The organism is Neolewinella xylanilytica, assembly GCF_002934605.1.
GTDB lineage: Bacteria > Bacteroidota > Bacteroidia > Chitinophagales > Saprospiraceae > Neolewinella > Neolewinella xylanilytica.
The window spans coordinates 430,110-451,737 of record NZ_PTJC01000005.1 but is presented as its reverse complement, the minus strand read 5'-3'; the positions used below and the strand labels follow the sequence as shown (position 1 = coordinate 451,737).

The following is a 21,628-nucleotide window of genomic DNA, read 5'->3' as shown; positions in this document are numbered from 1 at the left end:
CAAGCGGTTCCCGTTTCCCTGTCATCGTTAATTCTCCTCCCATGGCCATAGATGCTAAAGATCTCCGCGTCGACTACCAAGCCGACGAACTGCTGGAAAAGGATGCTCCCGACCAGCCCTTCCCCCTCTTCGACCGCTGGTTCGAGGAAGCCAAGGACAGCGACGATCCCGAGCCGAATGCCATGATCGTGGCCACCGTCAACGCGGAAGGGCATCCGGCCGCCCGGACGGTGCTCCTGAAGGAGGTGAACGAAAGCGGCTTCGTATTCTACACCAATTACGACAGCCGGAAGGGCCACGAAATCGACGCCCACCCCCACGTGGCCGTCGTATTTAACTGGCTGGAACTGCAGCGGTCGGTACGCATCGAAGGACGGGTGGAAAAAGTAGACGAGCAAACCTCGACCGAGTATTTCCAAAGCCGCCCGAAAAAAAGCCAGATCGGCGCCTGGACCAGTCCGCAGAGTGACGTGATTCCCGACCGCGACTACCTGGACCGGCGCAAGGAAGATCTGGAAAAAAAGTACCAGGACTCGGAAGTGCTGCCCAAACCCGACAATTGGGGTGGCTACGTAGTCATCCCCGAGATGATCGAGTTTTGGCAGGGTCGGAGCAGCCGACTCCACGACCGCCTCGTATACCGCCGGGAAGCTAATCAAAACTGGAAACGAGAACGCCTCGCCCCATGAGCAACGACGCCAACTGGATTCGCCTACAGAACGACATTGCCCGTTACCACGCCCCGCTAATCGAAGCGGCCACTACGGTCGTCGACGAAAAGGTGAGCAACTACCCGATCTTCGTCGCCTACGCGGGAGAAGACATGGAGAGCATGCCCGGCATTTACATTATGGAAGTGCCTACGGACCGGGAGCTCGTCTGGACGATCAACGTGACCACCCTGGAAGAACTGGTCGCCAAGCAGGTGGTCCAGCAGGATAAGATCGACCCGTTCCGTACAGTTTATAAAGACAAGCCCGACAGCTTCTGCTTCCTCATCATCGACGAAGCCGGGGGGCGTTTCGGATTCGTGGATCGCAAGCCTTCCGTAGAAGCCTGACACCCGCGCTCCGGCGCCCTACTTCACGCATTTTCTTTACTCATCCCTGTACCAATTGATCCAGGAAGCCACCATTAATCGCGTACTCGACCGCCTGGAGCGGGGTACCGAAGATTACGAGACGGAAATCCGCGACTTCGCCGAAAGCCAGCCGGAGCTGATGGACTACCTCACCAACGAGGATACGGAGGCCTTTACCGAGGCGGAGCGCGACCTTTTGCTGTTTGCCGCGCTGGTGATCTACCAGTCCGTGGACGACGAGCGATCCGGCATGCCGGAGGCCACCGGTGAAGCGATCGCCAGTGCCGAGGAGCACAATTACGAGGTATTCAACCGCTCGAAGGGCGAAGGATTCCGTGACCGGCTAACGCCCTTTTTCGAAGAAAGCGCGGAAGAAGAATTACTGGCCTTCGTGGAGGACCTGGTGCTGGCTGACGAGACGGAAGAAGACAGTATCTCCGGAGAAGCCCGAGAACCCTTCTTTACGACCCTGAAAACGGTCATTGACGTCCTCACCTGAGCGCCAGTTCACGGGTGCGGACTTCCCGTGCACGGTCTACGGTAAGGAGGATGAGAAAGCCGACGATGCCCATTCCCGACACCGCATAGATCGAGAATACGTAACCGAAATATTCCGCCAGCTGGAAACCCACCACCGGCGTAAGCACGAAGGCGAGAGAAAAACTCGCCGATAGTAAGCCGAGGTACTCGCCGCGCCGGGCCGGTGGTGCATGCTTTGCTACGTAGGTGCTGGTGAAGGGCATGAACAGGATCTCACCCAGGGTAATCAACAGGATCCATACCACGAGCATGGCGTATCCCGTGACGACGGCCAGGGGCAAAATGAGGTAGCCGGCCAGCACGAGTGCCGTGCCGGCCAGCATGACGTAGAGCGGGCGGTAGCGCCGGTCGGCGAGGTAAACCAGCGGCATCTCGATAAGTACGATCGTCACGCCGCTAATCGTGAGTAACAGACCGAACTGGCCTTCCGTATACCCCTGTTGGGTGAGGTACACCGGTACGGTGCTGAAGAACTGGAAAAAGCAAGTGATGACACAGGCGTTGGCCAGAATCATGCGCACCAGCCAGGGTTGTCGCAGACCGGGGCGGGTCTCTTCGAGTACGATTTGGGAGGGCGAGGACGCAGGAGCGGCGCTTACCAGGGGGCGGGCCGTTTCGTCGGGGGGGAGCATCACCACGAAGAGCGCCGCCGCCAGTAAGAAGGTGAGGCCATCGGCCCAGAATAGGCTCTCGTAGCCGTAGACCGCAATGAGCAAACCGCCGAGCGCCGGACCGATGGAAAACCCCAGGTTAGCCGCCAGTCGCTGCAGCCCGTACGCCTGCGTAAGGTGCTTGGGCGGCGCGTACACGGCGATGGCCGCCCGGTTAGCCGGCCGAAAAGCGTCGGCCACCATCGAAGTAAAGAATACGAGGATACACAGCGGCCAGAAACCGGAGATTTGGCCGATGAGGATGTGGAAAAAGCCTGCCACGACTAAGCTGACCAGCATGATGTGCCAGGACCCGAAGCGATCGTTGAGAAGTCCGCCGACGTAATTTCCGACGATGCCTCCCGCCCCGAAGGCGCCCATTACCCAGCCGGCGGCGGTGGCGGAGTAGCCCATGGAATTAACCAGGTAAACGGAGAGGAAGGCGATAACCATTGCCCCGCTGCGGTTAACCACCATGACGAAGGAAAGTAACCAGACCTTCCGGGGCAGGCCGGCGAATGACCGCACGTAGAGCCGGCCGAGGCGGGTAGCGAAATTCGGCATGGGGGGGTATTGGGAGTGGAGTTAACGACGGCATTGAACGGGAAGTTCCCGAAAACGGAGTTAAGTTTGCCGCTACCAATACTTCGATTGCCGGATGGCAGGCAGGAAAGAAAAGTTCGTACTAAGTAGCATTCGCAGGCTACTGAACGGTACGGCGCTCATGTCGCGCCGGCACGCGGGTAAGCTCGGTTTCTACCTGCTGAGCAAGCCCCGCCGGGCCGCCGACGAGCCGCTCAGCGAGGCCTTTATGAAGGAGGCGCGGCAGCATTCCTTCGAAGCCAACGGTACCGCTATTCACTGCTACCACTGGCCCGGCAAGGGGCCCAGCGTACTCTTGCTGCACGGTTGGGAAAGCAATACGGGAAGGTGGTTCGCCTTCTTCGAGCCGTTGCGCAAGGCCGGCTATTCCATTTACGCCTTCGATGCTCCCGCCCACGGAAAGAGTAAGGGGCGGCGCTTCAACGCGTTGATCTACGCCGAGGCACTGGGGGCCTACCTGCGCCACCTGGAGTTTGCTCCGGACTTCTGGATCGGGCATTCCGCCGGAGGCATGGCCGCCATCCTGTACCTGGCGGAGATGGTACCCGAATACCAACCCCGGCAGCTGATTAGCCTGGCCGTACCGGGAGAATTGGAGAACTTCATCGATAAGTTTTGCGCGGTGATCGGGGTGCACGACAAAGTCAAAAAGGGGATCGACGACCAGTTCCGGCGCAAACTCGATATGAGCTATTCGGACATTTCTTTCGCGAACTACGTAAAAAAATTGCGGGTACCCGGCCTGATCGTCCACGACGAATGCGACGACCTGGCACCCATCGACGGGGCCTACCGGATGCACGCCAACTGGGAAGGCTCCAGTTTGATCACTACCCGCGATTGCGGACACAGCCTGACGGGCGATCTGATTCCGGCCATGGTGCTGGAATATATGCGCCACTGCCGGGTACCGGGTTAAACCGAGTGCTTGTACACGTCGTTGAACGGAGAGCGACAAACACAGCACTATGGCAATTTCTACCGTTGGAATCGATGACTTTTCCCTTTACGTTCCCCCCCTTTACCTTCCGATCGAGCAACTGGCCCAGGCGCGTGACCTGGCCTACGATAAGCTGAACAAGGGGCTGGGACTACGGGAAATGGCGGTTACCGACGCGCAGGAGGACTGTGCCACCATGGCTGCCAATGCCGTACTGGACCTCATCCACAAGAACGACCTCGATCCGTCCAAAATCGGTCGACTTTACCTGGGCACCGAAAGCGCGCTGGACGGTGCCAAGCCCACCGCCACCTACGTGCTGGATATGCTGACGGATCACTTCGCCGATTCTCACGGTCCGAACTGTTTCCTGAACTGCGACGTGGTCGACCTCACCTTCGCCTGCATCGGCGGGGTGGATGCCCTCCAGAACTGCCTGGAGTGGTGCGCTGCCAAGGACGGTCGCACGGGTATCGTGGTAGCCACCGACAGTGCCAAGTACGAAATGGGTAGCACCGGGGAATATACCCAGGGAGCCGGTGCCATCGCCATGTTGGTCAAGCCCGAACCCCGGTTGCTAGCCATCGACCCCGACTTTGGCGTAGCGACCCGCCCGGCCCACGACTTCTTCAAACCCAAAAGGAAGGTCAGCAAACGGTCGATCATCAAGGAAGTGATCGAACTGCTGCCGAACCTCAGCGTCGAGGACTACTCGCTAGACGAACTGGAAGACAAACTGACCACCGGACTGAAGGTGGAAGGCGTACTGGACTGCAACGAAAAGTTTATCACCCTGCACAAGGATACGCCCGTATTCGACGGTCCGTACAGCAACGAAGCCTACCAGGCACGTATCCGGGAAGCCTTACTGGATTACCGGCGCCGGCACCGCATTCCGGCCGGTGAGCTCCGGGAATCGTACGCGGCACTCGCCTTTCACCTGCCGTATGCCTACCAAGCTCGTCGCATGTTCTCCGAGATTTACATGGAGGAACTAAAGGAAAGCGGCCAGTGGGATGATTTTATCGGCCGCAACGACCTGGACGTTCCCTGTGCCGATGATTACAACGACCGGGAAGCCTACATGGGAAAGTGCAGCGAGTTCCTTCGTTCCATCACCAAAACGCCGGATTACCAACAGCTGGTCGAACGACTGATCGCGCCCGGCGACTGGGCCAGTTCCCGGGTCGGCAATCTCTACTCCGGGAGCGTGTTTCTAAGTATGATGGCGATCCTGGAGAACGGGCTTACCAAGGAATACGACCTGGCCGGACAGGAACTACTCGTCTTCGCTTACGGTAGCGGATCGAAAGCCAAGGTGTTTGCGGCCAAAGTGATGGAGGGCTGGAAGCAGGTCGCCAAAGCCTTCGAGCTGACCATGCGGCTGAACAACCGCCAGGCAATCGACTACGCGACCTACGAATCCCTTCACCGGGGGCAGATGACCGAAAACGTCGCCAAACAGTGTGAAGGTGGTTTTTTCTTGGCCGACGTCCACGATAAGGAAGACGGCTCCGAGGGGGCCCGCCACTACGGCTATACCGCAACGGCGATGGCATAAAAAAGCCGGAACCTGAGGCTCCGGCTTCGAAAAAAGGTTGCAAAAAATAGTCTAATTCACAGGTCTCTCAATCTTGTAAACCCCTTGCTTATGTAAGTGGGGCAACGTCACAAATATAGTGACACTGAGGGAAATGAGCAACTATTGTACAATCTTTTTGATTACTAAATCAATGATGTAATCAAAAAGATTAAATAGAATCGCTTCTCAGCAGCGTATCGATTGGATTTAACTGCAGCAGGCTATCGCGCAAAAGACTATCGCGGAGCAAGCTGTCGCGCAAGAGCGTATCGAACCGGATCTCAAAGGGAAAGAGCGGACGCAGGGGAAGCGGCTCGGACAATTCCTGCGGTGGGGGTTCTCCCGGGCGGCCGGGGCGGGGTGGTCGGCCGGCGATGCGGCGCATGCGACGTGCGCGATCGAGTAGCAGGGAATCCGCCCGTACCTGGGCCGCCTCCAGGATCCGTTCATTGCAGTCGCGCAGGAGGTTGGCCCGGATGGCTGCTACCTGCTCACTGGCGCGTTCCTCGATGATCTGGTTAGGATCGATATCTTCCGGTCCGCAACTAAGCAGCAGCAATAGGAAAGTGGCCCACCTGATCATTGCCCCGAGATTTGGGGAAGCCGGCTGCGGAGCCGCGTTTCCTCTTCCAGGCGGCGCTGCACGATGCTGTCGGTGGCGTTGGCTACCCGGTCTTCGAAGGTGGCGGTGCAAATGCTGTCCAGTAGCGGCCGCAGGGTCTCGATGCGCCGGGAAGCGATCGCTTGGAAGGTATCTCGTTGGTCGGGAGTCAGTTGCACCCGTACCGCTTCGTCGGGTCCGCAAGCGGGAAGGAGAAAGATGGCAACGATGGCGGTTAGGATAGCCTTCATGCCACAAACTTACGGAGGCTTTACCTTTCCCGGCCGACGGCTGCCTACCTTCGCGGCCGAACAATACCCCCCGTATGGACCCGCTGCGCATTGGAATTTCGGTTGGAGACATCAACGGTATCGGCCCCGAGGTCATCGTCAAGGCGCTTAGCCGGCGGGGCATTCTGGAACTGTTCACACCCGTCATTTATGCCGGGGCGGAAGTCTTTGCGCGATTCGCGGATACGTTCGCTTTTAGCGTCGTGGACAACGCAGAGGCGGCCGAAGACGGGGAAATAAGCCTGGTACCGTGTTGGGACGAGGCGGTAGAGGCCTCACCAGGCGCAGCTACCAAGGCGGGAGGAATCGCCGCGGCTCGCTCGCTGGAGCGGGTAGTCGACGAACTGAAGGCCGGTCACCTGGATGCGCTCGTCACCGCCCCTATCAACAAATCGGTGATGCCCCGGGACGCCTTCCCCTACCCCGGCCATACCGAGATGCTCACGGAACGATTAGGGGCGGAAGAAAGCCTGATGTTCCTCGTGAGTGACGATTTGCGAGTGGGCGTGGTGACGAATCACATTCCCGTGAGCGAAGTCGCCGGCGCGGTGACCAAGGCAAAAATCCTGGAAAAGCTCGAGATCATGGACCGGAGCCTCCGGGCCGATTTCGCGCGGGATAAGCCGCTCATCGCCGTACTCGCCTTGAACCCGCACGCGGGCGATCAGGGTCGTATCGGGAAGGAAGACGAGGAAGTCGTGCGTCCGGCGATCGAAGCCGCCAAGGCAGCCGGTATCATGGCCCTGGGCCCCTTTCCGGCGGACGGCTTCTTCGGCAGCGGAAACTTCAAAAAATACGATGGGGTGCTGGCCATGTACCACGATCAGGGGCTCATTCCGTTTAAGGCCCTCAGCTTCGGTAAGGGCGTGAACTTTACCGCCGGGCTGCCGGTGATCCGCACTTCTCCGGACCACGGCACGGCCTACGATCTGGTCGGGCAGGACATAGCAAGTCCGGATTCCTTCCTCGCCGCCCTGTTCCTGGCCCGGGAAACCTACCTGAACCGGGAGCGCTACGAGGAAGACCACGCCAATCCGCTGGAGGACCGGATGCACCTCGTGTACAAACGTAAATCCCGCAGCGACAAATCGAAGCCGAAGGGGGGCGGGCGCGGTAAGCGGTAATATTGTTGTAAGCCACAACCTTCCCGGCCGCCGCTTCTTTATTACGCGTATTATCTACCCTACATGCGCCGCTATCGTCTTCCGGTCATCCTCTTCTTCGTGGTCTACGCGGCCCTCGCCGTATTCGGATGCTTCCGGCTCAATTTCACCTTCGATTTTCAGCAGTTCTTTCCCCGTGGTGACGAGGATCTGGCCTATTTTCTGGAGTTCATCGAAGAGTTTGAGGGTGACGACAACTTTCTCCTCGTAGCGCTCGAACGGGAGCCCACCGTTTTCGACAGCAGCTTCTTGCAGGAGGTCCGGGACTTTTCCATTGCGGTGCGTGACCTGCCCGAAGTGGACGGGGCGCAATCCCTGACTACCTTCGGCTACCCCATCAAGACGCCCTTTGCCATCACTACGGTGCCGGCCATTCACCTCGACGAACCGGCACGCTACGCCGCCGACAGCGCCCGCATCATGGCCGACGAACGCTTCGTCGGTAACCTGATCAATCGTCGGGGTACGGCGCTGGTCACCGTGCTTAAGACACCTAGCCTGATCGCGCTAGACCAGAGTCAATCGCTGATGCGGGGGCTGGACAGCCTCATGCTCCAGTACGACTTTCCCGATTACCATTACCTGGGTCCCGCATACTTCCAGACGGAGCTGGTGGCCATGTCCATCCGGGAAGTGGTGGTTTCCGCGATCGTGTCCGGCCTCCTGGTCACCTTCGTCATGTTCCTGCTTTTCCGCCGGCCCCTTGGCATCGCCGTCGCGTTGGTCAGCATCGCCCTCGGATTGTTGTTGTTCATGGGGACGCTGGGGCTGCTCCGCCGGGAGCTGAACGCCATCGCGGCGCTTTACCCCGTGCTGATGATCATCGTCGGCACATCGGATGTGATCCACATCATGTCCAAGTACATCGACGAGCTTCGCAGGGGACTGGACAAGGAAGCCGCCATCCGGGTATCCATGAAAGAGATCGGCCTGGCCACCCTACTCACCTCGGTCACTACGGCGGTAGGCTTCGCTAGCCTACTCACCAGTCGGGTAGATCCCATCCGGGATTTCGGGATCAACGCCGCCCTGGGGGTGATGATCGCTTACGTGACCGTCATCCTGTTCACCACCTCGCTGCTAAGCTACCTGAGTGTGGACCAGATCGTGAAGATCGGCCGGCAACAGGCTTTTTGGGATCGCCTGCTAGAGGGGACCTACCAATTTACCCAACGACGGTCCACCGCGATCAAGATCGGCACGGCCGTCACGGTCGTCCTCTGCTTCTGGGGCATCTCGATGATCACCACCAATTACCGCATCGAGTCTACCCTGCCGCGAAACCGGAAGGTCACCGAAGACTTTCAATTCTTCGAACGGGAACTCAGCGGCTTTCGACCCTTCGAGCTTGCCGTGACTACGCGCGACAGTAGCCGGGTCACTGACTTTCCGGTCCTCCGGGAAATCGGGAAGGTCGAAGATTACGTGAAAGCCTTCCCCTTCGTCCAGAGTACCGCTAGCATTACGGCCGTATACCGCAGTATCAACCAGGCGTATAACAACAACCGCGCGGACGCCTACGTGCTACCGACCTCCGAACGGCGCTACCGGGAATACCGTCAGCTAGCCGAAAACGTGCCGGACGTTAATTTGAATCTACTGGTCAGCCGCGACCGCCAAAAAGCGCGCATCACCAGCCGGTTGGACGATATCGGGGCGGATAGTATCAAGGTCTTTTTAGAGAATACCCGCAACTGGATCAACGCCAACGTGGATACGGGGCTGATCGAGATTCGCTCCACCGGTACCGGATTGATCGTGGATAAAAATGCGGAATACATACGGCGCAGTCTGCTACAGGGGCTCGGCCTCGCCATCGTCATCGTCTGTCTCCTGATGGTAGCGTTGTTCCGTAACTGGCGGATGCTGGTTATCAGCCTGATCCCCAATTTACTGCCGCTACTCATCGCCGGTGCCATGCTGGGCTTTTTGCAAATCGAGTTGGAGGCGGGCGTCAGTATCGTTTTTGCCATCATCTTCGGTATTGCCGTTGACGACACCATTCACTTTCTCTCCAAGTACAAGCTCGCGCGCCGTCGCGGCCTGGACGTACCGGAAGCCATCCACCTTACGTTCCGGGAAACGGGCAAGGCGATCGTGCTTACTTCGGTAGTGCTCTTCTTCGGCTTTCTGGTCATGCTATTTAGCATCAGTCCGCCGAGCGTCACCATCGGCCTGCTCATCAGCCTGACGCTGGCTAGCGCGCTGGTTAGCGACTTGCTGCTGATTCCTTTGTTGCTGCGGTGGTTGGATCGGGGGTAGGGTTAGTCTTTTAGTCTTTAGTCTTTTAGTAGGGTAGTTCTTTAGTCTTTTAGTCTTTAGTCTTTTAGTTTGCAACCACCTGTAAATTAGCCCGTTATAGTGTATTTTACTTATTCGTAAGCGTTATTAAACGTCTATATTCGCAAGTACACGTTTACTTGACGACTTTGTCGATACCGTGCTCATAGGTTTGCCAAAAACCAATCCGCATGGCATATTCTCATTTCAAAACCTGGACCGGCTACGCAAAGGCCCGGACCCTGGCAACGCAGATTTTTGCGACAAGCATCCCTTTTCCCAAGGAGGAGCGATACAGCCTGACCGATCAGATACGACGAAGCAGCCGCTCCGTGTGCGCCAACCTCGGTGAGGCTTATGGCAAACGGTTCTATTCCAAGCATTTCGCGGCCAAGCTCACGGACTGCATAGGCGAGAACTTCGAAACCCAGGTCTGGCTTGACTTTGCCCTGGACTGCCACTACATCACCCTCGACCAATACGAAAGCCTCACTGCCCTATCCGAAGAGGTGGGTAAGCTCCTGACTTATATGCACCAAAATCCCCACCAGTATATCCCCCGTAGCAAGGCAAACGACCGGCCCCACTAGCCGCGCATTCGACGCCATAGTCCCCAACTAAAAGACTACCCCCTAAAAGACTAACTCCCCCCCGGGAGCGCAGCGACCGGCACCTCCCACGACTAAAAGACTACCCCCTAAAAGACTAACTCCCCCCTCCCGGGAGCGCAGCGACCGGCACTTCCTCCACTAAAAGACTACCCCCTAAAAGACTAACTCCTCCCGGGAGCGCAGCGACCGGCACTTCCTCCACTAAAAGACTACCCCCTAAAAGACTATCCCCTCCCCCCCTAAAAGACTAAGCGAGCAAAGCGAGCCCCCCCTCCTACTTCCGCTCAGCCACCACGATATACTGGTAATCCAGCGTCTTGTTGTCCACCGAAACGATCTCAAAGCCGGCGGCGTTAAGCATGCGACCTAGGTCGGGGAGGCCGATACGCTCGACGGGATCGGGCCCCAGGGCGGTATCCTCTTGCTTCCAGTCGACGATCACGATTCGGCCACTGGGGCGCAGGGCGGGGAGCAGCTTGTGGAGGTAAGCCTCCCGGTTTTCAATCAGGTAAAGCGTATTGACGAAAAGCACGATGTCTACCTCGCGGTCGGAAAGCATCGGGTCGTCGGGGAGCGCCAGCCGGGGTTCAAGGCGGACCTGCATCTCCTGGGGTAATTCCGTCTTACGCACGGTGTCCAGGTACTCGATCCACCGGCGGTCGATCTCGACGGCGATCACCCGGTCGGCCAGGGGGGCCAGTCGACGGGCGAAGAATCCCTCCCCCGCCCCGATGTCGGCGATCACCTTTTCTTCAATGTCGCCGAGCACGTCGATCACCACCCCGGGCTTTTGCCATACGTGCCGCTCCTGGTCCTCATCCACAACGGAAGGCGATGCATACACATCGTCAGTCGGCGGGCGGGGACCGTCGTTCTGCTCGCACGCCAGGAACAGGATCGGGATTAACAGCAGGTATACGCGCATATTCGACGACTAAGCGTGGGGCAAGATAAGGCCATGCCCCCCAAAGGTCGGTCATAACCGCGCCGTTACCAGGTCGCGCATCAGGCCGTATAGCAACTGGCTAACGCCAAGGCTGCTGTTGGAATAGTTGTTGACCACGACACTGAAAGCCAGCCGCTGCCCGTCTGGCCGGTCCACGTAGCCCGCATAAGCCCGCACCGCGTTGACCGTACCGCTCTTGGCCCGTACCCGCCCCTCCGCGGCCGTTCCCCGCAGCGTGTTCCGCAGACTGCCGCTACGACCCGCTACCGGAATCGTTTCCAGCCAGCGCTCCGCCCCGGCCCGGTCCACCAGAAAGGCCGTCATGAAGGAAGGACTGAAGAAGTTACGCGGATCGAGGCCCGATCCGTCCCGCAGCCGTACGGAACTCGTCGGCAACCCCCTTTTTTCGAGCCAGTCGACGATTACGTCCGTATCATCCAGTTCGTGGGCCGGCGTACCCGCCGCCTTATTCATTTCCCGTAGCAGCCCTTCTGCGTACAGATTGACGCTCCGCATATTGGTGCGGTCGGCGATTTCCGCCAGGGTCGGGGAAAAGGTTTCCAGCAGTTGTTCCCCGTTGCGGATCGTGCCGGCAAAAAGCCGCCGACAGGTCGCCGGTTCGTCCACCCGGATGCCGGCCTTCGTCAGTTTCTCCCGTAGTAGCTGGGCGGCCAAAAGGGGCGGATCGGGAATCGCTCCCCGAATGCGAAACTGACCGGAACCCCGCGGAATCGTTCCCCTGACATAATGGTCGTAGTTGTAAGGCGCTCCGAAAATGTAGGCATTATCGCCGCTGTTCGCCGGTCCGCTCCTCAGTTCGTTGATGAAGCGCAGGCCGGGAATCGCCGGATCGGTTCCGCTCACCGGTGGCGTACTCCCCTGCGCCGGCCGCTGGGTAAAGGAAAGGTAATAGGCGTTCTCGTTGAGGTTCAGCCCGTGCACCCCCGCGCCGTAGTAGTTGCCCAGGTCGGACCAGGGCCAGCCGCGGCCCGTCCCCGCCGTACCGTAGTAACTCCCGTCGCCCACGATGGCCCCCGTGATGCGCCGGATGCCCCGCTCTTGGATGGCCGCGACCCAGTTTTCCAGCACGGTTTCGAGGTCGGCTACGCCGTCCATATAGGGGCTGCCCAGGGTCGGGTCGCCGCCGCCGATGATGAAGAGATCGCCGGTCAGCGTTCCGGCATCAATGTCGCCGCCGGCCACCAGGCGGGTCCGAAAGCGATAATCCGCGCCGAGCAGGTCCATCGCGGCCGCGGTAGTAAGCAGTTTCTGGGTGGAAGCCGGGATCAGGGATAACTCGGCATTCCGGCCGGCGATCTGGCGCCCGGACGCTACCTCCCGGACCGCAATGCCTACCGTAGCGTGCTCCAGGGCCGGCGATGTCACGAAATCGTCGATCACCCGCTCCAGGGTCAACTGCGCGGCCAGACCAGTGTGTAGGAGGAGAAGAAAAAATAGATAGCTGACTTTCATGTACGTCCATTTTGGGCGGCGGAGCGCAGGTGCAAGGTCAACGCAGCAACAACAGCCGCTCGGTAATGCCTCCGAAGCTCCCCGTGACCCGGAGAAAATATACACCTGCCGGTATCCCTTCCATTTGTAGCCGGTGATTCAGCGCCCGTACGTCGGGCCACCGCGCTACCTGCCGGCCATCGGCTCCGAAAAGAACGGCCTGCATCTGCCGGTCGGGCCACGCGCCCTGTAGCTCCAGCCGCACCTCGCCGTGAGTAGGATTGGGGTAGATGACGATAGATTGACCCGCGTCAATGGTATGTACCGCATTGGCCGTATCGGCAGCCATCGCCCGCGACGGGCCCGGAAAACTGCCGCAGGAATTGTTGCCGACTACCCGCCAGTAAAAGGTTTCGGGTAGATCCCCCCGGGGAAGCGTTATCTGGCGATTGCGGGTCAGGGCGACGAGGGCGGGGGCACCAAATTGCTCGGTCGGGGAGACCTCCAGGGTGTAGGTTTCGGCGACCCCCGACCCCCGCCACCGGAAGGTGACGCGCTCCGCACCGATACGGGCGGCCAGGGGGGTTACCGGTTCGGGGAGCGGCAAAACCGTCAGGGTGTTCAGGGCTTGTCGCTCCGTTCCGTCCGCTGCGATTACCGTGAAAGCCAGCTCCTGCGTGCCGACGCCAGCCAACGTCCAGGCGCTGAAACGAACCCCAACGGTGTGGGCACCTACATCGTGGGAAAACGTATAATTATCCAGTTCCAGGCCGCCGGCCTCGACGCGCAGGGCGATTTCGTCGGTAAAATCGGCCCCCAACCGTAGCGTGGCCGTGCCCCCCTCATTGGCGCAGGCGGTAAGGGCTTCCCCCACGACCTCGACGTCCAGATCACGCCGGTCGACGCGGTTTTCACAGATCCGGATGCGGAAGTCGGTGATGGCCCCGCCGTCCATGGCGGCCCGGTCGTTGACTACCAGTTTCCAGGTTCCCCCTGCGTTTTGGTCCAGGAGGTCCGCCAGTGGCTCCAGCGGCCGTACGCGCAGGTAATCAGTGTCGCTACCGTCTTCACAGCGTTCGCTAAACTGTTCGGCGGTAATCGAGGCATCGTCGGCGAAGATCACGTACAGGTTGCGGGCCGGGCAACTGCCGTCGCTCAGGGGGTCGAATAGTTTCACTTCTACCCCGTCGGGACTCACCAGTTTGGCCTCCAGATCGCCAAGAAAGGTGTGCTCGATACCCACGATTATTTCCAGGTCGGCGGGAGTTATCGCTCCCGCAACATCCAGTGCCGCGACCACCTCGGAGGGATCGCCGGAGGGAATGGGTACCGGTAAGGCCATTCCCCTGCGAACCAGGCAGGTACGCGTGTCGGTGGTAAAGGAACGGACCGCCGACCAAGTGCCATTCCCGCAGGCGTTTTGCGCCCGTACGCGCCAGAAGTAGCGGGTTTCACCGGGCAACGGGTAGGTAGGCGTGTAGGTCGTTTCCGCCAGTTCGGTCAGGTTGGCGGCTACGGCCGTGAAGTCTGGTGTAAGGGAATACTGCAGCTGGTAGCTTTCGGCATTGCTAACCGGTCGCCAGGCCAGCTCGACGGAGGGATCTAATCCAGTGCCGTTATCCGCCGGCCGCAACGCGATCACCGCCGGAGGGGGGGCGACGGTTACGTTCAGGATGATGGTGACGGCGCTCCGGTACTGCCCCCCGCTAGCCACGATTTCGATCGGGTAACTTCCTGCGTCAACGGTTACCGCCGATACGGAAAGGGTAAAACTTTGCCCCCCATCCACGGTTGGCGGTACTTCCCAATTCAGGCCACCATCGGACACCACGGTTAGGGTAGTTTCATCCGGAAACGCGGTGCCCAGCGTAAATTCGAAAGTGGCATCGGCTGCGACACACACATCCTGGCAGCCACGGGACGCCACGAGCGTTCGGGCCAGGTCCGCTTCGTCGAGTCCGGATAAGGTGCCGGCCGACCGGCCGCAGGGGTCCAGCCAGTCCATCAAGCGGGTGGCCGGGCTACCGCCGCCGGTCCAGCTTACCTGCAGCCAGCCGAACATATCTTCCGCCTGGGTGCCGCAGGTAGCCCGGCCGCCGAAGAGCTGGCCCCGTACCCGCCCCGCCGGATCGAAGAGGGGAGCTCCGGAGGACCCGCCTTCCGTCGAACCCAGGTCCCACTGGGCCACCCGCAGAAAATTCCCGGAGGAAGACGCCTCGCCCACGATGGTCGAGCGGGTAACGGCCCGGTCGGAAAAAGAGATCCGCTTTTCGTCCAGGTTGGGGTGATGCACCGTAAAGACGCCGTCGTTTGGCAGGTTGTCCAGGGCGTTCCACCCGGCGAAAAAGGCGCGGGCGCGGGGGTTCACCGGTTCGTCGAGTTCGACCAGGGTCATGTCGGTAGCCGCATAACTGGCTAGCAACCGGGCACCGGTGTTGTATACGTCCAGCGTTCCGTTCCCGGCACTACCACTGGCGGTGGAGCCTGGGAGGCGGCACGTTTCGTTTTCGAAGTTCCAGTAGGCGACGAGCGTCGGGGCCGTCTCCTCGTTCACCCCGCAGTGATTGGCGGTCAGGAAGAGGGGGCGCCCGTCCTGATTGGTATTATTGACGAGGAATCCGGTGCACCGCTCCCTTCCTTCTACCGTATAGGCCGCCACGCTGCGAATGACGTCGCGGTGGTCGTCGACCTGCGGATAGCCCTCCGCGGCCCCGCAGGCTACGTCGACGTGGCAATCTCCCGATAGCAGGTCGATGGCGCCTTCGAAATCGTGGTTGACGGTGGAAAGGACCAGTTCTACCGCCTCCTTCCGCCCGGGGGGAACTTCCAGTTCGAGTAGCACCTCGTCGCCCCGCAGCAGCGGCGTCCAGAGTTGGGCGTGGTCTTCGTTGTCGGCCGCCGTGAAGGGCCCGTAGCGCTGCTGATCGTTGGAAAGGTAGAGCGCCGCTCCCTCCGGAAGGACGAACCGCGTAAACCCGAGGTTCAGCGACTTGGCTCCCGCACTCTTGACCCGCATGCGCCAGCGGTCGTAGTCGGCGGCGGCAACCCACTTTCCGTCATCTTCGGGGGTCAGGTGAACGGGCAGGCTGACGGCAAAGGTTTGGGGGCGGCCGGGCTTGCGACGGGATATCTCCCGGGCCAGCAGGCTGTCGTTGTGCTGAACCGGCAGGGACAGTACGGGCAATTTCGCCAACTGTACGCGCGACATACCGTGTTGGGCACCGAGGCCGGTAGAAAAAACGACTAAGCAAAGCCAGGTAGCCAAAACGGTCCGCATCATGCCCAAGGGGTTATGTCGACAAGGTAAGGTTGAAAACCGGCGGTAATAAATTGAAAGGGAGGTTTGTAGGTTACGTGCCAAAGCCTTACCTTTGCCCGACTTTTGCAAAACCACCGGTCCGCCTCCGAGCGCCTCTAAAAATAACAACCATGAAACGGACATTTCAGCCCTCCAAGCGTAAGCGCGTTAATAAGCACGGTTTTCGCTCCCGCATGTCTACCAAAAACGGCCGCAAGGTGCTGGCCCGCCGTCGCGCGAAAGGTCGCCACAAGCTGACCGTCAGCGACGACACCTACAAGAAATAAGACACCGCTCGGGCATTCCGTCCGGTAGGTTGCAAAATGTTTAGCCCTGACTGCTTCGGCGGTCAGGGCTTTTTGTTGTGGGAGGCGCCCTGCCGCCAGCGGATCGTATATTTCCCCCATGCGAATATTGATACAACGGGTAACGGAAGCCCGCGTGGAAGTAGCCGGATCCGTAACCGGCCAGATCGGCAAGGGCCTGCTTGTCTTCGTAGGCATCGAGGAGACCGACGATAAGGAAGACATCGAATGGCTCTGCGGTAAGATCAGCCGGTTGCGCATCTTCAATGACGAAGACGACAAAATGAACTACAGCGTCACCGACGTCGACGGCGGCATCCTGTGCGTTTCCCAATTCACGCTTTTCGCCAGCACCAAAAAGGGCAACCGCCCCGGCTTTACCCGCAGTGCCGCCCCCAATGTGGCCACGCCGATCTACGAACGCTTCGTCGCCTACCTGGGCGCGGTGGCCGGCCGCACCGTGGAAACCGGGGAGTTCGGAGCGGATATGCAGGTGTCGCTGGTGAACGACGGGCCGGTGACGATCTGGATGGACTCCAAGGAGCGGGAGTAGGTAAGTACGAAGTCTGAAGGACTAAGTACGAAGTGTGAAGGTCAGCTTCCGTCTCTCCTTCGGTATTCGGTTTTCCCGGTAGGAGTACACCTCTTAGCTACGATTCGCGCACACACCCGCGCGGAGCGAGGGGCCGCCAAAGCAAGCCGCTGCTACCTACAATAGCACTTGTGGCCGAACAATTCCACCTTCATACTTCGTACCTCAAACTTCAAACATCGTACTTCTTCCCGACCCGCTTCGGCAGACGAACTCCGCTGCGCTGCGATGGCTTCCTGGTCCGCCGAGCGCTAGCTCGTCTGCCCAGGAAGTGGTACGTAACCCGACCCGCTTCGGCAGACGAACTCCGCTGCGCTACGATGGCTTCCTGGTCCGCCGAGCGCTAGCTCGTCTGCCCAGGAAGTGGTACGAACCCGACCCGCTTCGGCAGACGAACTCCGCTCCGCTACGTTCGGCGGACGAAGCTAGTACTCTACCCCACTCAGGAATAAGCCCTCCGGCGCGGCCTGCCCCACCGAGATCCGCTCGCCCGTCTCCAGTGCGATCTCCAGTTCGTCGGGCGGGAGCTCGCCGCGGCCGATGCGCAGCAACTGGTGGACCAGGACCCGGATCATCCCCCGCAGAAAGCGATCGGCCACGAAACGGAAGCGGTAGCGGCCGTCGGCTTCGGTGTGGAAGCTCGCTTCCATCAGGTGGCAGGTGGTGGTATTGTGGCGGTCGGGGGTCAGGCAGAAGGCGCGGAAATCGTGGTGGCCGGTGAGGGAACGCAGCGCCATTTCCATGGCCCAGGTGTCCAGTTCGCCGGGTTCGAGATAGGTGCTGGTGAGGTGGAGAAAGGGGTCCGGGCGGGTGTGCAGGTAATAGTCGTAGGTCCGCTGCTTGGCGTCGTAGCGGACGTGGGCGCCGGAGTCCACTTCCCAGACCCGGTGGAAGACGATGTCGTCCGGGAGCACCTTGTTGAGGATGAAGAGCCAGTTCTCGCGCAGGGGCTGCTCCACGTCGAAGTGCAGGTAGTAATCGCTGGCGTGAACCCCGGCGTCGGTGCGGCCGCAGCCGATGACCTTGATGGGACGCAGATCAGGGGTCCCCTCCCCCGATCTACGTTGCACCCGCGCGATGGCGCCCTCAATGGTTTCCTGGACGGAGGGCACGCTGCCCGATTGGCGCTGCCAACCCCGGTAGGCGGTACCGCGGTAGGCGAGTTGCACGAAATAACGGTGGGGCATAAGGACGTAAGATAAACCATGCGGCTAAAAAAGTGGGGAGCCGTCCGACCGCTTCCCACCGCGCAATGTTTTCCGACTATTCGTCTACAACACGTAGTTTACGACCCAACTCACCCTGAAGACATGCACGTAGCCATCATCGGAAACGGTATCGCCGGCATCACCTGCGCCCGCTGGCTGCGTAAGCTCGACGATGCGGTGCGCATCACGGTGATCTCCGCGGAGAGCGACTACTTCTTTTCCCGCACCGCCCTCATGTACGTGTACATGGGCCACCAGCGCTGGGAAGACCTCATGCCCTACGAGCCCTTCTTCTGGCCGAAGAACCGCATCGACCTGCGGCGGGGCTACGTGGAGGGGGTCGACTTCGCCGCGAAAACGCTACAATTCCGGGAGGGAGAAGCCCTGCCCTACGACAAACTCGTGCTCGCCACCGGCAGTACCTGGAACAAATTCGGCTGGCCGGGCCAGGACCTCGACCGCGTCGGCGGCCTGGTGAGCGCCCAGGACCTGGAGTACCTGGAGCAGATCACGCCGGAAATACAGCACGCCGTGGTCGTAGGCGGCGGCCTCATCGGCATCGAACTCGCCGAGATGCTCCACAGCCGCCACATCCCGGTGAGCCTGCTGGTCCGCGACACCAGCTACTGGCGCAACACCCTGCCCCGCGAGGAAAGCGAAATGGTGAGCCGCCACATCCGCTCCCACGGCATCGACCTCCGCCACGAAACGGAGCTGCAAGAAATCGTGGATGACGGCGCCGGAGCGGCAGGAGAAATCCTTACCCAGGATGGGGAGCGGATCCGGTGTCAATACGTCGGCCTTACCGCGGGGGTACGGCCCAACGTCGACTTCCTGCGGGATACCGGACTGGACATCGACAAGGGCATTCTCGTCGACGAATACCTGCGTACCTCTGTCACTGACATCTACGCCATCGGCGACTGCGCCCAGCTACGCGAGCCCCGCGCCGGCCGACAGGCCATCGAAGCCGTATGGTACACCGGCCGCATGATGGGCGAAACGCTGGCCTATACCCTACTCGACCGTCCGGTGGCCTACGACCCGGGCATCTGGTTCAACTCGGCTAAATTCATGGACATCGAGTACCAGGTCTACGGCGAAGTGCCCGCCCACGGCCGCGCGGGGCTGGCCACCCTCTACTGGGAGCACGAGGACGGCGAGAAGGCCGTCCGCATCAACTTCGAGGAGGACGGCGGGGCCGTGCGGGGATTCAACCTGATGGGGATCCGCTACCGGCAGGAGGTCTGTGAACGGTGGATCCGGGAAGAAGCCAACATCGAGGACGTGCTGCAAAACCTGGGCCTGGCCAACTTCGACCCGGAGTTTTACGCCGAGTACGAGCAGGACATCATCGAACGCTTCAACGAGCAGACGGGCAGCAACCTGAAGCTCCGCCGCAAACGCGGACTGGACGCCGTACTCCGTTTCCTCAATTTCAATACCCGCACCCCGCGTGCCATCTCTACGCCCGATGCCCGCTAAGCACACCCACAAAACCGCCCTGCAGTACATCGGCCTGGGGCTGTTTGCCCTGTCGCTGCTGGTCTTCACCGGCATGCTGGCCCTGGAAAACTACCGCCTGACCGAGCAGGACCTCCTGGCCACCATGGCCCCCAACCCGGAGGCCGAGGGTGCCGGCACGCCGGAGGCGAGCTCGACGGTTTCCGCCGGCTCCTCCGGCGGCGCGAGCGATGCGGCACCGGAAAGCGCCCCCACCGACCCGCGAGCCCGGCTGATCTACGAGGTGCAGGCGCCCGCCTTCCGGGAAGCCGCGACCGAGCTCAGACTAACGGACCAGACCTTCGGTAGCAGCTTCAGCTTTCAGGATAAGGTGACGGAGGTGTTCCAGGCGGCGCGGGAACGCGTAGACGAAAGCGTCGACGAACTCATCGCCAACGAAGAACTGCCGGAGGGGGTATCGGAGTGGGACGTCCGGCTGTCCGACCCGGCTTACTACACCGAGAAATTCGCGGCGTTGACCGCGGCGGCGGAGATCGGACCGGTAGTCGATAACCCCTGGCTCTTTTTTCTGCTGACCATCGGCCTAGGCGTACTGGGCGGCATCCTGTATATCCTTCCCAAGTTCGGTCCCCACCCCGGCATCAAGCACGACCACATTTACCATTCCCAGGTAACGAAGGGACTCAACCTCGGCTGGCGGGGCTTTTTCCTGGCCGCTACCATCCTGGGCATCCTGCTGTTCGGCATCCGGTACATGGCGGGCGACTGGTTCTGGCCGGCGGTGACTACGGCGATTGGCCTGCTTATTCTCGGGCTGGTTTTGTGGGTGGAAGGCTCCTGGCACAAGACCCGCGTCCGCGCAGCCGACCCCGCCGGACTGTCGGCCTACATCGGCATCCTGGCGGGCACCTACCTCATCGGCTTCTACGTGCTGCTGTACTGGACGCCGGCCCACGTCACTCCCTGGATCACGATGGTGGAACCGCTGAAGACGGCGCTGTTCGGGGGTACAGCGAGTCAGTGGTTTTTATACGGCCTGCTGTACACTTTGGTCATCCTGGTGATGGGCGTGCGGATGATCACGAAGTACCGCCACAATAAGTACCAGCTGCTCCGTACCGGCTCGGTGATGTTCTTCCAGTTGGCCTTCGCCTTCCTGATCCCGGAGATCCTCGGGGCGCTAAATAAACCGCAGCAGGACCTGAAGAACATCTGGCCGCTGGACTACGACTTCTTCTTCGGCTGGCAGCTGGACCAGTTCCAGAGCGCCGGGGCGGTAGGCATCTTCATGCTCGTGTGGGGCATCGTGCTGATCATCGTGGGCGTGCCGCTGATGGTGCACCTGGTGGGCAAGCGCTGGTACTGCAGCTGGGTCTGCGGCTGCGGCGGCCTGGCCGAGACCATGGGCGATCCCTGGCGGCAGCTCAGCGACAAGAGCCTCCGCGCCTGGAAGTTCGAGCGGTGGATCGTCCACGGGGTCCTGCTCGCGGCTATCCTGATGACGGCGCTGACGCTGTACACCTACTTCACGGGCGCCGGCAGCCTGCTCGGCTTCGAGACCTGGAAGGTGCAGAAATGGTACGGCTTCCTCATCGGCGCGGGCTTCGCGGGGGTGGTCGGTACCGGCTTTTACCCGCTGATGGGCAACCGGGTGTGGTGCCGCTTCGGCTGTCCGCTAGCGGCTTACCTGGGGCTGGTCCAACGCTTCCAGAGCCGTTTCCGCATCACCACCAACGGCGGGCAGTGCATCAGCTGCGGCAACTGCAGCACCTACTGCGAGATGGGCATTGACGTACGGGCCTACGCCCAGAAGGGACAGGACATTGTGCGGGCGAGCTGCGTAGGCTGTGGCGTATGCGCGGCGGTGTGCCCGCGGGGCGTACTCCGCCTGGAGAACTCGAGCGTGGACGCGGGCTACCGGACGGTGCCGGAGCGGGTGATTCACGTTAGTGAGGAGGGGGTGAGTTTGGTGGATTGACCCGGACACCCGGGGTGCCGGAACTAATACTTTCGCGCAGGAGC

General features: G+C 60.6%; 19 protein-coding genes. 12 read left to right on the top strand and 7 right to left on the bottom strand.

Annotation, left to right across the window (positions count from 1 at the left end):
• Window positions 1-41 precede the first annotated feature (41 nt).
• From pdxH to CLV84_RS01780, 3 genes are read left to right on the top strand one after another with little or no spacing between them, the layout of a single operon-like run.
• Entirely contained in the window at window positions 42-689 is a 648-nt protein-coding gene (pdxH, locus tag CLV84_RS01790; RefSeq protein ID WP_104418025.1) for a pyridoxamine 5'-phosphate oxidase, read from the top strand.
• Window positions 686-1,060, top strand: a complete 375-nt coding sequence (locus CLV84_RS01785; RefSeq protein WP_104418024.1) for a hypothetical protein — start codon at window positions 686-688, stop codon at window positions 1,058-1,060. Before pdxH ends, CLV84_RS01785 begins: the two co-directional genes overlap by 4 nt.
• A gap of 55 nt (window positions 1,061-1,115) precedes the next feature.
• Window positions 1,116-1,580 (top strand): hypothetical protein, encoded by a 465-nt coding sequence (locus CLV84_RS01780; RefSeq protein WP_104418023.1) that lies wholly within the window; start codon window positions 1,116-1,118, stop codon window positions 1,578-1,580.
• On the opposite strand, the gene CLV84_RS01775 is transcribed toward CLV84_RS01780, so the two are convergent.
• Window positions 1,573-2,835: an MFS transporter gene (locus CLV84_RS01775; protein WP_104418022.1), complete on the bottom strand. Its 1,263-nt coding sequence runs from the start codon at window positions 2,833-2,835 to the stop codon at window positions 1,573-1,575. The genes CLV84_RS01780 and CLV84_RS01775 overlap by 8 nt on opposite strands.
• Window positions 2,836-2,929: 94 nt before the next feature.
• Here CLV84_RS01775 and CLV84_RS01770 point away from each other — a divergent pair, with 94 nt between their 5' ends.
• A complete protein-coding gene (locus tag CLV84_RS01770; RefSeq protein ID WP_104418021.1) occupies window positions 2,930-3,793 on the top strand; it encodes an alpha/beta fold hydrolase in 864 nt (287 codons plus the stop codon).
• 49 nt (window positions 3,794-3,842) lie between these two features.
• On the top strand, window positions 3,843-5,375 hold the full coding sequence (locus CLV84_RS01765) for a hydroxymethylglutaryl-CoA synthase family protein (RefSeq protein ID WP_104418020.1): 1,533 nt from the start codon (window positions 3,843-3,845) through the stop codon (window positions 5,373-5,375).
• Between the two features lie 190 nt (window positions 5,376-5,565).
• Here CLV84_RS01765 and CLV84_RS01760 read toward each other — a convergent pair whose 3' ends face one another.
• Together CLV84_RS01760 and CLV84_RS01755 are read right to left on the bottom strand one after the other, a co-directional pair.
• Window positions 5,566-5,979, bottom strand: a complete 414-nt coding sequence (locus CLV84_RS01760) for a hypothetical protein (protein WP_104418019.1) — start codon at window positions 5,977-5,979, stop codon at window positions 5,566-5,568.
• Window positions 5,976-6,248, bottom strand: a complete 273-nt coding sequence (locus CLV84_RS01755) for a hypothetical protein (protein ID WP_104418018.1) — start codon at window positions 6,246-6,248, stop codon at window positions 5,976-5,978. Before CLV84_RS01755 ends, CLV84_RS01760 begins: the two co-directional genes overlap by 4 nt.
• Before the next feature lie 74 nt (window positions 6,249-6,322).
• Between CLV84_RS01755 and pdxA the strand changes: the two genes are divergently transcribed.
• The 3 genes from pdxA to CLV84_RS01740 all read left to right on the top strand — a co-directional run bounded on the left by pdxA (window position 6,323) and on the right by CLV84_RS01740 (window position 10,320).
• Window positions 6,323-7,411, top strand: coding sequence for a 4-hydroxythreonine-4-phosphate dehydrogenase PdxA (gene pdxA / locus CLV84_RS01750; RefSeq protein ID WP_104418017.1), 1,089 nt, complete (start codon window positions 6,323-6,325; stop codon window positions 7,409-7,411).
• Window positions 7,412-7,474: 63 nt separating this feature from the next.
• Window positions 7,475-9,712 (top strand): efflux RND transporter permease subunit, encoded by a 2,238-nt coding sequence (locus tag CLV84_RS01745; protein ID WP_104418016.1) that lies wholly within the window; start codon window positions 7,475-7,477, stop codon window positions 9,710-9,712.
• A gap of 209 nt (window positions 9,713-9,921) precedes the next feature.
• Complete coding sequence (locus CLV84_RS01740; protein ID WP_104418015.1) at window positions 9,922-10,320, top strand: four helix bundle protein; 399 nt, start codon at window positions 9,922-9,924, stop codon at window positions 10,318-10,320.
• A gap of 295 nt (window positions 10,321-10,615) precedes the next feature.
• Here CLV84_RS01740 and CLV84_RS01735 read toward each other — a convergent pair whose 3' ends face one another.
• Genes CLV84_RS01735 through CLV84_RS01725 form a run of 3 tightly spaced genes read right to left on the bottom strand, consistent with a single transcriptional unit; the run spans window position 10,616 to window position 16,019 of the window.
• Window positions 10,616-11,266 (bottom strand): class I SAM-dependent methyltransferase, encoded by a 651-nt coding sequence (locus CLV84_RS01735; protein ID WP_104418014.1) that lies wholly within the window; start codon window positions 11,264-11,266, stop codon window positions 10,616-10,618.
• 51 nt (window positions 11,267-11,317) lie between these two features.
• Window positions 11,318-12,760 (bottom strand): D-alanyl-D-alanine carboxypeptidase/D-alanyl-D-alanine endopeptidase, encoded by a 1,443-nt coding sequence (gene dacB / locus CLV84_RS01730; RefSeq protein ID WP_104418013.1) that lies wholly within the window; start codon window positions 12,758-12,760, stop codon window positions 11,318-11,320.
• Between the two features lie 37 nt (window positions 12,761-12,797).
• The gene (locus tag CLV84_RS01725) at window positions 12,798-16,019 is read right to left on the bottom strand and encodes a proprotein convertase P-domain-containing protein (RefSeq protein ID WP_170067526.1); all 3,222 of its coding nucleotides are present in this window, start codon (window positions 16,017-16,019) and stop codon (window positions 12,798-12,800) included.
• A 149-nt stretch (window positions 16,020-16,168) separates the two neighbouring features.
• Between CLV84_RS01725 and rpmH the strand changes: the two genes are divergently transcribed.
• Both rpmH and dtd read left to right on the top strand, forming a co-directional pair.
• Complete coding sequence (gene rpmH, locus CLV84_RS01720; RefSeq protein WP_104419479.1) at window positions 16,169-16,324, top strand: 50S ribosomal protein L34; 156 nt, start codon at window positions 16,169-16,171, stop codon at window positions 16,322-16,324.
• 118 nt (window positions 16,325-16,442) lie between these two features.
• Window positions 16,443-16,895: a D-aminoacyl-tRNA deacylase gene (gene dtd, locus CLV84_RS01715; RefSeq protein WP_104418011.1), complete on the top strand. Its 453-nt coding sequence runs from the start codon at window positions 16,443-16,445 to the stop codon at window positions 16,893-16,895.
• A gap of 464 nt (window positions 16,896-17,359) precedes the next feature.
• On the opposite strand, the gene truA is transcribed toward dtd, so the two are convergent.
• A complete protein-coding gene (truA, locus tag CLV84_RS01710) occupies window positions 17,360-18,121 on the bottom strand; it encodes a tRNA pseudouridine(38-40) synthase TruA (protein ID WP_104418010.1) in 762 nt (253 codons plus the stop codon).
• Window positions 18,122-18,244: 123 nt separating this feature from the next.
• On the opposite strand from truA, the gene CLV84_RS01705 reads away from it, so the two are divergent.
• Window positions 18,245-19,627 carry an NAD(P)/FAD-dependent oxidoreductase gene (locus CLV84_RS01705; RefSeq protein ID WP_104418009.1) on the top strand — a complete coding sequence of 461 codons (1,383 nt, stop codon included), beginning with the start codon at window positions 18,245-18,247 and terminating at the stop codon, window positions 19,625-19,627.
• Window positions 19,617-21,584, top strand: coding sequence for a 4Fe-4S binding protein (locus tag CLV84_RS22035; protein WP_245911348.1), 1,968 nt, complete (start codon window positions 19,617-19,619; stop codon window positions 21,582-21,584). Before CLV84_RS01705 ends, CLV84_RS22035 begins: the two co-directional genes overlap by 11 nt.
• Window positions 21,585-21,628: the final 44 nt, after the last annotated feature.

What these genes read in the sequence shown, in the direction of transcription:
- CLV84_RS22035 (WP_245911348.1), top strand. Translation starts at nt 19,617, where the DNA reads ATGCCCGCTAAGCACACCCACAAAACCGCCCTGCAGTACATCGGCCTG.
- rpmH (WP_104419479.1), top strand. Translation starts at nt 16,169, where the DNA reads ATGAAACGGACATTTCAGCCCTCCAAGCGTAAGCGCGTTAATAAGCAC.
- CLV84_RS01735 (WP_104418014.1), bottom strand. Translation starts at nt 11,266, where the DNA reads ATGCGCGTATACCTGCTGTTAATCCCGATCCTGTTCCTGGCGTGCGAG.
- dacB (WP_104418013.1), bottom strand. Translation starts at nt 12,760, where the DNA reads ATGAAAGTCAGCTATCTATTTTTTCTTCTCCTCCTACACACTGGTCTG.
- dtd (WP_104418011.1), top strand. Translation starts at nt 16,443, where the DNA reads ATGCGAATATTGATACAACGGGTAACGGAAGCCCGCGTGGAAGTAGCC.
- CLV84_RS01740 (WP_104418015.1), top strand. Translation starts at nt 9,922, where the DNA reads ATGGCATATTCTCATTTCAAAACCTGGACCGGCTACGCAAAGGCCCGG.
- pdxA (WP_104418017.1), top strand. Translation starts at nt 6,323, where the DNA reads ATGGACCCGCTGCGCATTGGAATTTCGGTTGGAGACATCAACGGTATC.
- CLV84_RS01705 (WP_104418009.1), top strand. Translation starts at nt 18,245, where the DNA reads ATGCACGTAGCCATCATCGGAAACGGTATCGCCGGCATCACCTGCGCC.
- CLV84_RS01765 (WP_104418020.1), top strand. Translation starts at nt 3,843, where the DNA reads ATGGCAATTTCTACCGTTGGAATCGATGACTTTTCCCTTTACGTTCCC.
- CLV84_RS01725 (WP_170067526.1), bottom strand. Translation starts at nt 16,019, where the DNA reads ATGATGCGGACCGTTTTGGCTACCTGGCTTTGCTTAGTCGTTTTTTCT.
- pdxH (WP_104418025.1), top strand. Translation starts at nt 42, where the DNA reads ATGGCCATAGATGCTAAAGATCTCCGCGTCGACTACCAAGCCGACGAA.
- CLV84_RS01785 (WP_104418024.1), top strand. Translation starts at nt 686, where the DNA reads ATGAGCAACGACGCCAACTGGATTCGCCTACAGAACGACATTGCCCGT.
- CLV84_RS01745 (WP_104418016.1), top strand. Translation starts at nt 7,475, where the DNA reads ATGCGCCGCTATCGTCTTCCGGTCATCCTCTTCTTCGTGGTCTACGCG.
- CLV84_RS01770 (WP_104418021.1), top strand. Translation starts at nt 2,930, where the DNA reads ATGGCAGGCAGGAAAGAAAAGTTCGTACTAAGTAGCATTCGCAGGCTA.
- truA (WP_104418010.1), bottom strand. Translation starts at nt 18,121, where the DNA reads ATGCCCCACCGTTATTTCGTGCAACTCGCCTACCGCGGTACCGCCTAC.
- CLV84_RS01755 (WP_104418018.1), bottom strand. Translation starts at nt 6,248, where the DNA reads ATGAAGGCTATCCTAACCGCCATCGTTGCCATCTTTCTCCTTCCCGCT.
- CLV84_RS01775 (WP_104418022.1), bottom strand. Translation starts at nt 2,835, where the DNA reads ATGCCGAATTTCGCTACCCGCCTCGGCCGGCTCTACGTGCGGTCATTC.
- CLV84_RS01760 (WP_104418019.1), bottom strand. Translation starts at nt 5,979, where the DNA reads ATGATCAGGTGGGCCACTTTCCTATTGCTGCTGCTTAGTTGCGGACCG.